The sequence below is a fragment of the Alkalibaculum bacchi genome (assembly GCF_937875145.1).
GTDB classification, from domain to species: domain Bacteria; phylum Bacillota; class Clostridia; order Eubacteriales; family Alkalibacteraceae; genus Alkalibaculum; species Alkalibaculum bacchi_A.
Map to the genome: position 1 here is coordinate 1 of NZ_CALNCS010000047.1, position 9,057 is coordinate 9,057.

The 9,057-nt window shown below is 34.9% G+C and carries 6 protein-coding genes and 1 pseudogene; 3 read left to right on the plus strand and 4 right to left on the minus strand.

Translation table 11 applies throughout. The features are described 5' to 3' along the window. Positions 1 to 232: pseudogene (locus Q7P22_RS02925) on the minus strand (NUDIX hydrolase); the annotation flags it as partial. Positions 233 to 371: 139 nt separating this feature from the next. Continuing rightward, positions 372 to 629 (minus strand): B12-binding domain-containing protein, encoded by a 258-nt coding sequence (locus Q7P22_RS02930; RefSeq protein ID WP_303860425.1) that lies wholly within the window; start codon positions 627 to 629, stop codon positions 372 to 374. 335 nt (positions 630 to 964) lie between these two features. Between Q7P22_RS02930 and Q7P22_RS02935 the strand changes: the two genes are divergently transcribed. The 3 genes from Q7P22_RS02935 to Q7P22_RS02945 all read left to right on the plus strand — a co-directional run bounded on the left by Q7P22_RS02935 (position 965) and on the right by Q7P22_RS02945 (position 3,968). Further along, positions 965 to 1,726 (plus strand): threonine/serine exporter family protein, encoded by a 762-nt coding sequence (locus tag Q7P22_RS02935; protein ID WP_303860428.1) that lies wholly within the window; start codon positions 965 to 967, stop codon positions 1,724 to 1,726. A gap of 30 nt (positions 1,727 to 1,756) precedes the next feature. Continuing rightward, positions 1,757 to 2,212, plus strand: a complete 456-nt coding sequence (locus tag Q7P22_RS02940; protein ID WP_303860430.1) for a threonine/serine exporter family protein — start codon at positions 1,757 to 1,759, stop codon at positions 2,210 to 2,212. Between the two features lie 79 nt (positions 2,213 to 2,291). Further along, a complete protein-coding gene (locus tag Q7P22_RS02945) occupies positions 2,292 to 3,968 on the plus strand; it encodes a glutamine--tRNA ligase/YqeY domain fusion protein (RefSeq protein WP_303860433.1) in 1,677 nt (558 codons plus the stop codon). A 159-nt stretch (positions 3,969 to 4,127) separates the two neighbouring features. On the opposite strand, the gene nifJ is transcribed toward Q7P22_RS02945, so the two are convergent. Continuing rightward, a complete protein-coding gene (gene nifJ, locus Q7P22_RS02950; protein ID WP_303860436.1) occupies positions 4,128 to 7,640 on the minus strand; it encodes a pyruvate:ferredoxin (flavodoxin) oxidoreductase in 3,513 nt (1,170 codons plus the stop codon). Between the two features lie 384 nt (positions 7,641 to 8,024). Further along, on the minus strand, positions 8,025 to 8,870 hold the full coding sequence (locus Q7P22_RS02955) for a Cof-type HAD-IIB family hydrolase (RefSeq protein ID WP_303860439.1): 846 nt from the start codon (positions 8,868 to 8,870) through the stop codon (positions 8,025 to 8,027). Between the last annotated feature and the right edge of the window lie 187 nt (positions 8,871 to 9,057).

A 9,057-nucleotide genomic window follows, 5' to 3' on the forward strand; every position in this document is an offset into this window, starting at 1 on the left:
CATCAACGTGCCCACCGGTCCAGGACCAGGAATCATAAATATTATGATATATCATTAAGGCATGATCAAATTTTTTGTTCACAACAAAAGCTGAACTAGTTAAATGAACAATTGGATTATGTCTAGTCAGTATATCATTAAAATGATTCATACTGTATAAGAAAACTTCCTTGTACTTCTTTTCTTCTTCACTTTTAGGTATATAATTATGTATTACATCTTCCCAATCCATAGCTTCTCCTTTGATAGTCTCCTTAAAATACGGCGGGAGAATATTCCTTTAAAACAGAAAAAACTCCCATCAATATTTTATTATATCATACGATTCACACCATTAGAATGATCTCTTCTTGCTGAAAGATGCAAGATATTTAAATAGATCCCTCAGCAGCAGGCAAAATCATATCCATGATTTGTTCTAGGATTTCTTTTGCATAAATCAAATCACCTACTTTATAATCCCTCATCTCAAACCTTTCAGATACCTTATTGATACCATCTTGAGCTGCAATGATAAATCTCTTCTCAGCCAATTCATCCGGCCTGCTATCTATGAATTGCTTTGTGAGTTCGAGGACTTCATCTCCCTTTAATTCAGACAGCGCTATGCTTAATTGATCGTAATCCATATGCCTTTCCTCCTAATTGTATATGATAATTAGATTATGGATAAATATAGAAGAATTTATACCTATCATGAAAAATATACTGATTTTCTGCAAATTTATATGCTAAAAGTTTGCTTTGATAGACAGATGATAATAATTTATGTAAAATAACTTTAAGATATTTAGACTATGCGAACTAGCAGATTGGCTCACAGAAAACAGAAGATTTTTCGCGCTTGCACGAGAAAATGAGATGATTTCTATGAGCAAGTGCCAACGACCGAAGCTGCTAAGGCAATCTGCTGTTTATTTATGATATACTATTAAGCATCATTACTTATTAACTGGAGAACATAATGGAAAATATAAATATTAAAGAAGCAGTCACTCTAACAAAACTCAGTGCACAAATTATCCTAGAAAACAATGGCGAAACCTATCGAGCCGAAGAAACTGTGATGTTTATTGGACGCTCTCTAGGGTACGATACGGAAGTAATCTCCTTTCCTATAGGGTTTATTATTACTATTGCAGATGAAGAAGATACTATTAATACAATTATAAAGAGAATTAAGAGCAGAAAAGTTGATTTAGGGGCCATACATGAAGTTAATGATCTATCAAGAAAAATAGTAGATGGCTCTATAGATATACATGAGGCTATTGCAAAGCTTAGAGAACTTCATAATAAAAGAGAAAAACCAAGCCCCCTTTTGTATACCGCAGCATCACTATCCGCCGCTGCCTTTTCTCTTCTCTATGGAGGAGGTTTGTTTGATGCGTTTGTATCCGCTATTTGCGGATTCCTAGTACAATATGTGTACAGCAATTTTGACGTAGATGATAATTATAATTTTGCTATGAGCTTAACTAGCGGTGCTATGATTGCGATTATTGCTATCCTATTTGTTAATGTATGTAATTTAGGCAATACGAACATTATTATTACGGCAGCCATAACACCTCTCTTGCCAGGTTTAGTCATGACCACTGCCATTCGTGATGCTATGCGTGGTGATCTTCTCTCTGGATTAGCTAGACTAGCAGAAGCCATCTTAGTGGCCATTGCCCTAGCATTTGGCATCGGAGCAATTTTGACCCTTTTCTACAGCGTTTAAAATTAAAATAGTACAAGGAGAAGTATTCATATGATTCGCATCTTTATAATTTCATTTTTTGCTACACTTTTTACTTCAATTGCATTTAAAGCTCCAAATAAGGCTATCTTATCCACATCATTTTTAGGTGGATTTGGCTCTATCGTTTTTACGCTTGTATCAAAAGCTATTAATTATCAAATGATGTCCTATTTTGTTGCAACATTCTTTATAACTGTTTGTAGCGAAGTTTTGGCTCGACTAAAAAAAATGCCTATAACCGTATTTACCGTTCCTTCAATTTTTCCAATCCTTCCTGGGGTTAAGATTTACACAGCTGTAGCCTATTTATTTTTAAAGACTGGGGAGGCTTCAGAAGCTATTATCGAAGCTCTATTGGCCGTATTAGGCATGGCAATGGCTATGGTCTTATCTTCACTGCTGACAAAAACAATTAATAAGATAATTACCTTTTTATTTTTAAAAACCAATTTACAAACTAAATAAATATTAGTCTATTTTATTGCAGTATGTTAAAATAGACTAGTTATATATGGAAATTTCAAAATTTATAAGGAGTGATATTGTGAGTAGTGAAACAACTGCATCCAATTTTATTTATAATATCATAGAAGAAGACATTAAAAACAATCTATACAAAAACGAAGAAATACACACTCGATTTCCCCCAGAGCCTAACGGATATCTTCACATAGGACATGCAAAATCGATCTTATTAAATTACAATACCGCACAAAAATACGGCGGTAAATTTAATTTGCGGTTTGATGACACAAATCCAACAAAAGAAGATGTAGAATATGTAGAATCCATTAAAAAAGATATTAAATGGCTAGGTGCAAACTGGGAAGACAGGATTTTTTTTGCTTCTGATTACTTTGAAAAAATGTACCAATATGCTTTAGAGCTCATCGACAAAGGCTTAGCTTATGTAGATGATTTAAGCGCTGATGAAATACGGCAATACCGTGGCACATTAAATACTCCTGGTAAAGAAAGTCCTTATCGGAACCGACCTACAGAAGAAAGCAGAGAACTATTTGAAAAGATGAAAAATGGTGAGTTTCCTGATGGTACAAGAGTCTTAAGAGCAAAAATTGATATGTCTAGCCCAAATATCAATATGAGAGATCCTGTTATCTATCGTATTCTACACGCTACACATCATAATACAGGTAACAAATGGCGTATTTATCCAATGTACGATTTCGCTCATCCCGTAGAAGATGGCATAGAGGGTATTACCCATTCTCTGTGCACATTAGAATTTGAAGATCATCGTCCTTTCTACAATTGGATTTTAGAAAATATAGATGATTATAAAGAGCGTCGACCAAAGCAAATTGAATTTGCAAAACTACAACTGAGTAGAACCATTATAGGAAAAAGATTCATAAAAAAACTAGTTGATGATGGCATCGTAGATGGATGGGACGACCCTAGACTGATGACGATATCGGGAATGAGAAGAAGAGGCATTACGCCAGAAGCTATACAAAACTTTTGTGAAGAAATTGGTATAGCTAAAGCAAATAGCCTTGTCGATATCGCTATGTTTGAACACTTTATAAGAGATGACTTAAAGGCAAAAACACCCCGATTAATGGCTATATTAGACCCTATCAAGGTCGTCATTACTAACTATCCTGAAGATCAAACAGAGTGGCTAGAAATCCACAATAATCAAGATAATGAAAGCTTAGGATACAGAAAAATACCTTTTAGTAGAGAGATTTACATTGAGCGAGAAGATTTTATGGAGGTACCTCCAAAGAAATATTTTAGACTCTTCCCTGGAAATGAAGTTCGACTAATGGGTGCCTATTTTATTACTTGTAATGATGTCATAAAAGATGATGCAGGTAATATTCTAGAGTTACATTGTACCTACGATCCTGAAACCAAATCTGGTAGTGGCTTTACAGGTAGAAAGGTTAAAGGAACCATTCACTGGGTTAGTGCATCACATTGTATCAAAGCAGAGGCTAGACTTTATGATTATTTAATCAAAAATGAAGGCGACACAGAAGAGGATTCCTCTACAGAAGACAAAATTAATCCAAATTCCATGAAAATAACAACAGCCTATCTAGAACGTGAGCTATCAAAAGCAAAGCCAGGAGACAAATTCCAATTTGTTCGAAACGGATACTTCTGCGTAGACACAAAGGATAGCACAGAAGACGATTTAGTATTTAATCTAACAGTAAACTTAAAAAGTTCGTGGAAACCACAAAAATAGCGCCTAGGGCGCTATTTTTAAGTGGTAAGGTAGCAAGGTGGTAAGTAAAAACACATCTACCAACTCTGATGGCTAAAATTTAAGATCATTCTACATAAAACGAAAGACCCATATTCCCGAAGGAATATGGGTCTTTCTAACGTACGAAGCTTATTTAGCCTATTTAGCCAGTTTCTCGTATTTTTGGTATCTTTGTTTTGCTTCTTCTTCTGTCTTCTTGAAGAGTTCTTCAGCTACTTCTGGGAAAGATTTCTTAAGTGATGTGTAACGTACCTCACCCATAATAAAGTCTTGGAAGCTCTTACTTGGTTCTTTTGAATCTAGGACAAATGGATTTTTACCTTCTTCAACTAACAATGGATTGTGTCTGTATAAATGCCAGTATCCTGATTCTACAGCTAATTTTTCTTGAGATACAGTTTTACCCATACCAGCACGGATTCCGTGATTGATACATGGTGCGTAAGCAATGATTAAAGATGGTCCTTTGTAGCTTTCTGCTTCTTGGATAGCTTTCATAAATTGATTTTTGTCTGCTCCTATAGCAACTTGTGCTACATAGATGTATCCATAAGTCATAGCAATAGCGCCTAAATCTTTCTTTTTCACCTTCATACCAGATGTGGCAAATTTAGCTACAGCTGCTGTTGGTGTAGATTTAGATGCTTGACCACCAGTGTTTGAGTATACTTCTGTATCAAATACTAAGATATTGACGTCTTCTCCAGTAGCTAATACGTGGTCTACGCCACCGTATCCGATATCGTAAGCCCATCCGTCTCCACCAAAGATCCATACAGATTTTTTCACTAATTGATCTGTATTGTCTAAGACAAATTTAAACTTAGGATTATTACCTGTATAAGTTTTAAGTGCTTCTACCAATTTTGCAGAGGATTTTTTAGAAGCTTCTCCATCATTCATTGTATCAATCCAAGCGGTAGCAGCTTCTTTAAGAGCATCACTTGCATCGTCAGCCATTATTTCTTCAAGATAATTTTTAATTGTGTTTCTTGTCTTCTTAACTCCAACTGCCATACCATAACCAAACTCTGCATTGTCTTCAAATAATGAGTTTGCCCAAGATGGACCTTTGCCTTCTGCATTCTTTGTATATGGAGTTGATGGTGCTGAAGCTCCCCAGATTGATGAACATCCAGTAGCATTAGCAATCATCATTCGATCACCGTATAATTGAGTAAGTGTTTTGGCATAAGCTGTCTCTCCGCAACCTGCACAAGCACCAGAGAACTCAAGCAATGGTTGAGCGAATTGGCTACCTTTTACTGTAGTTTTAGAAACAAGATTATCTCTATAAGGAATATTTTCTGTTGCATATTCCCAGTTTTCAATTTCGTGTTCTTGTGTTCCGATAGGCTTCATAATTAAAGCTTTTTCTTTCGCTGGACAAATATCTGCGCAGTTTCCGCATCCAGTACAATCTAATGGAGAAACTTGAATTCTATATTGATATCCTTCTAGTCCTTTTCCGATAGCTTTCTTAGCTAAGAAAGTTTCAGATCCTTTACTAGCTTCTTCTTCAGTTGGTAAGAATGGTCTAATTACTGCATGAGGACATATGAAAGAGCATTGATTACATTGGATACAATTATCTATTTGCCATTCTGGTACAGATAATGCAATTCCTCTCTTTTCATAAGCTGCTGTTCCACTAGGGAAAGTACCATCAGAGATATCTTTGAAAGTAGAAACAGGAAGATTATTTCCTTCTTGTCTGTTCATTGGAACAAGTACTTTTTCAATAAACTCTGGTTGATCTTTTTTGTTGTCTAATGTATCTACTGCGTTTGCCCATTCTTGAGGTATTTTTATTTGTTTAATAGCTCCTATACCTTGATCTACTGCTTCGTTGTTCATTTTAACAATAGTCTCGCCTTTACTTCCGTAAGACTTTTGAATAGCTTCTTTCAAGTATTTAACAGCCTCGTCAATGTCAATTACACTAGCCAATTTGAAAAATGCTGCTTGCATGATCATATTCGTTCTTCTACCTAAACCTACTTCTTCTGCAATAGCTGAAGCGTTTATTGTGTAGAATTTAATATCATTTTCTGCTATATATTTCTTCATATAAGCTGGTAAGTGCTTATCCAATTCTTCTTCAGACCAAATTGAATTGATTAAGAAAGTACCACCTTTTTTCAGGCCTTTTAATAAATCGTATTGATAAATATAAGCTTGAGTAGAGCATGAAATAAAGTCTGCTTCATCAATCAAATAAGTGGATTTAATTGGCGTTTTACCAAATCTCAAGTGAGAAATTGTTACACCACCGGATTTTTTACTATCGTAATCGAAGTATCCTTGAGCATACATATCTGTGTTGTCACCGATAATTTTTATTGCACTCTTGTTTGCACCTACAGTACCATCAGAACCAAGTCCCCAGAATTTACATCTGATTGTGCCTTCAGAAGATGTGTTTATTTTTACTTTTTCTTCTAATGAGGTAAATGTCACATCATCGACGATACCAATTGTAAATCCATTTTTAGGGTCTTCTTCTTTTAAGTTTTCGTATACAGCTAAGATTTGTGAAGGAGTAGTATCTTTAGAGCCTAAACCATATCTTCCACCTACAATAACTGGTGCATTTTCTCTATTGTAGAATAATGTTCTTACATCTTCGTATAATGGTTCTCCTAAAGCGCCAGCTTCTTTTGTTCGATCTAATACAGCTATTTTCTTAACGGTGCTTGGGAATATATTAAAGAAATACTTTTCAGCGAAAGGTCTATAAAGTCTAACTTTAATTACACCTACTTTTTCCCCTTTAGCCATTAAATAATCTATAGTCTCTTCGATCGTTTCAACAGCTGATCCCATCGCTACGATGACACGTTCTGCATCAGGTGCTCCGTAGTAATCGAATGGTTTGTATTCTCTACCAGTAAGTTTAGTAATTTCTTTCATGTAATTTGCTACTGCGTCTGGAACCCAATTGTAGAAGACATTAGAAGCTTCTCTTGCTTGGAAATAAATATCAGGGTTTTGAGCAGTGCCACGAATAACAGGGTGCTCTGGATTTAATGCGCTATTTCTAAATGCTTGTAAAGCATCATAGTCAACTAATTTTGCTAATTCGTCGTATTCGATTTGTTCGATTTTTTGGATTTCATGTGATGTTCTAAATCCATCAAAGAAGTGAACAAAAGGTATTCTTGTCTTAATAGCAGTTAAATGAGCTACACCTGCTAAGTCCATAGCTTCTTGAACACTGTTAGATGCTAACAAAGCAAAACCAGTTTGTCTTGCAGCCATAACATCTTGGTGATCACCAAAGATAGAAAGAGCGTGAGCAGCTAAAGCTCTAGCACTTACATGGAAAACGGTTGGCAACTTTTCTGCTGCTATTTTATACATATTTGGAATCATTAAGAGTAAACCTTGTGATGCAGTATAGGTAGTTGTCAAGGCACCAGATTGTAGAGAACCATGAACTGTGCCAGCAGCACCAGCTTCTGATTGCATTTCAACAACCTCAACTGTCTGTCCAAAGATATTCTTTTGACCATGAGATGCCCAATCATCAACCAATTCTGCCATAGTAGATGAAGGTGTGATTGGATAGATAGCAGCTACATCTGTAAAAGCATATGAAATATAAGCAGCAGCTGTATTTCCATCCATTGTTTTCATTTTTCTTGCCATTATGAACCTCCTTAAAATAGTTAGAATACAATCACGGTTTCCTTTATGTAATTTAGAAATACCGATTTATGTCTCTATAAAGTATCAGTATGCTAAGGAATGGTAATCCTTAGCATTGTTTTTACATTATATCACATCATTTTTGACTTGTATATAGGATTTCATGAACAATTATGACACACTACAGTATATATATGATACATTTTATACTTATATTTCCTCTTATTCTTTATGTTAATAATCGTTAACATTCTGCCTTTTTATTCGAATTTCCACATTTATATTAACACAATCAACAATAACAAAAATACATGCTATACTTTAATGTTTTCTTTCAACAAATAGCACATTGTATACAATATTTTTTTACGTTTTGTTTTTGCATCATAAAAAACAGTGTCGAAATTTAAATAAATCCATAAGTGTAGAAGCTACCCCATCCTTGTCATGATGATCTGCTATTATTGTTGCCAATTCTTTGAGCTCTAAACAAGCATTTTTCATAGCAACACTTACTCCTGCACATTCAAACACGGATATATCATTATTTCCATCTCCAAATACTATTACATCTTCCATTGACATATTCAACAATTGTGTTAAAACCTTTAAACCATTGCCTTTAGAAGCAAGAGGATGATTAATATCAGTATACCCACTTCTAAAGTCTACAATATTTACATGCTCTAACTGATTTAATTCTTGAATCACTTTAGTATATACCGTCTTATTATCTCCCATACAATGAAAAAATATTTGAGTAATCTCTTCATTAAAATTTTTTATTTCATTAAAGTTCTTTATTATCTTATAGTTAAAAAGGCTCTGTGGATAATCATTCTTGTAGTTGTTGATATAAGAGGTTTCAAAGGGAGTGATGTTATTTGAATAATAGGTCTCAATGCTGTCCCATTGAATTTTTAGATCTATTTGATCTCTGTAGAGTATTGATAGGATTTCGCGACTGATTTTTTTATCTAGAGGTATTTTATCTATTAATTCATTCTTACTATTATCGTATATCACTGCTCCATTAGATGCTAATATGTAATCTGCGTCTATTAGCTTTGCATAGTAATTACATGCATTATAGCTTCTACCAGTATTTATGATAATAATATGCCCCATATCCTTAAGAGCTTTAATGACATCTTGTGTTATTGGCGTAATCTGATGCTCACCGTTAAGCAACGTTCCGTCTAAATCAAAAGAAAGTATTTTGGTATCCATAAGATTTCTCCTTATCACTTCGCATCCATACCGGCAAGCCGGTTGTCTGCTGCTTTATATGTCTACGACAGCGAAAGCTTCGCCTTCGCTTGGCATATTCGTTCACGAAAAAAAACCAAAGCTCAAGAGCTTTGGTAGTTATGTCTGGTTTGTATGGTGCCGAAGACCGGAATCGAACCGGTACGGT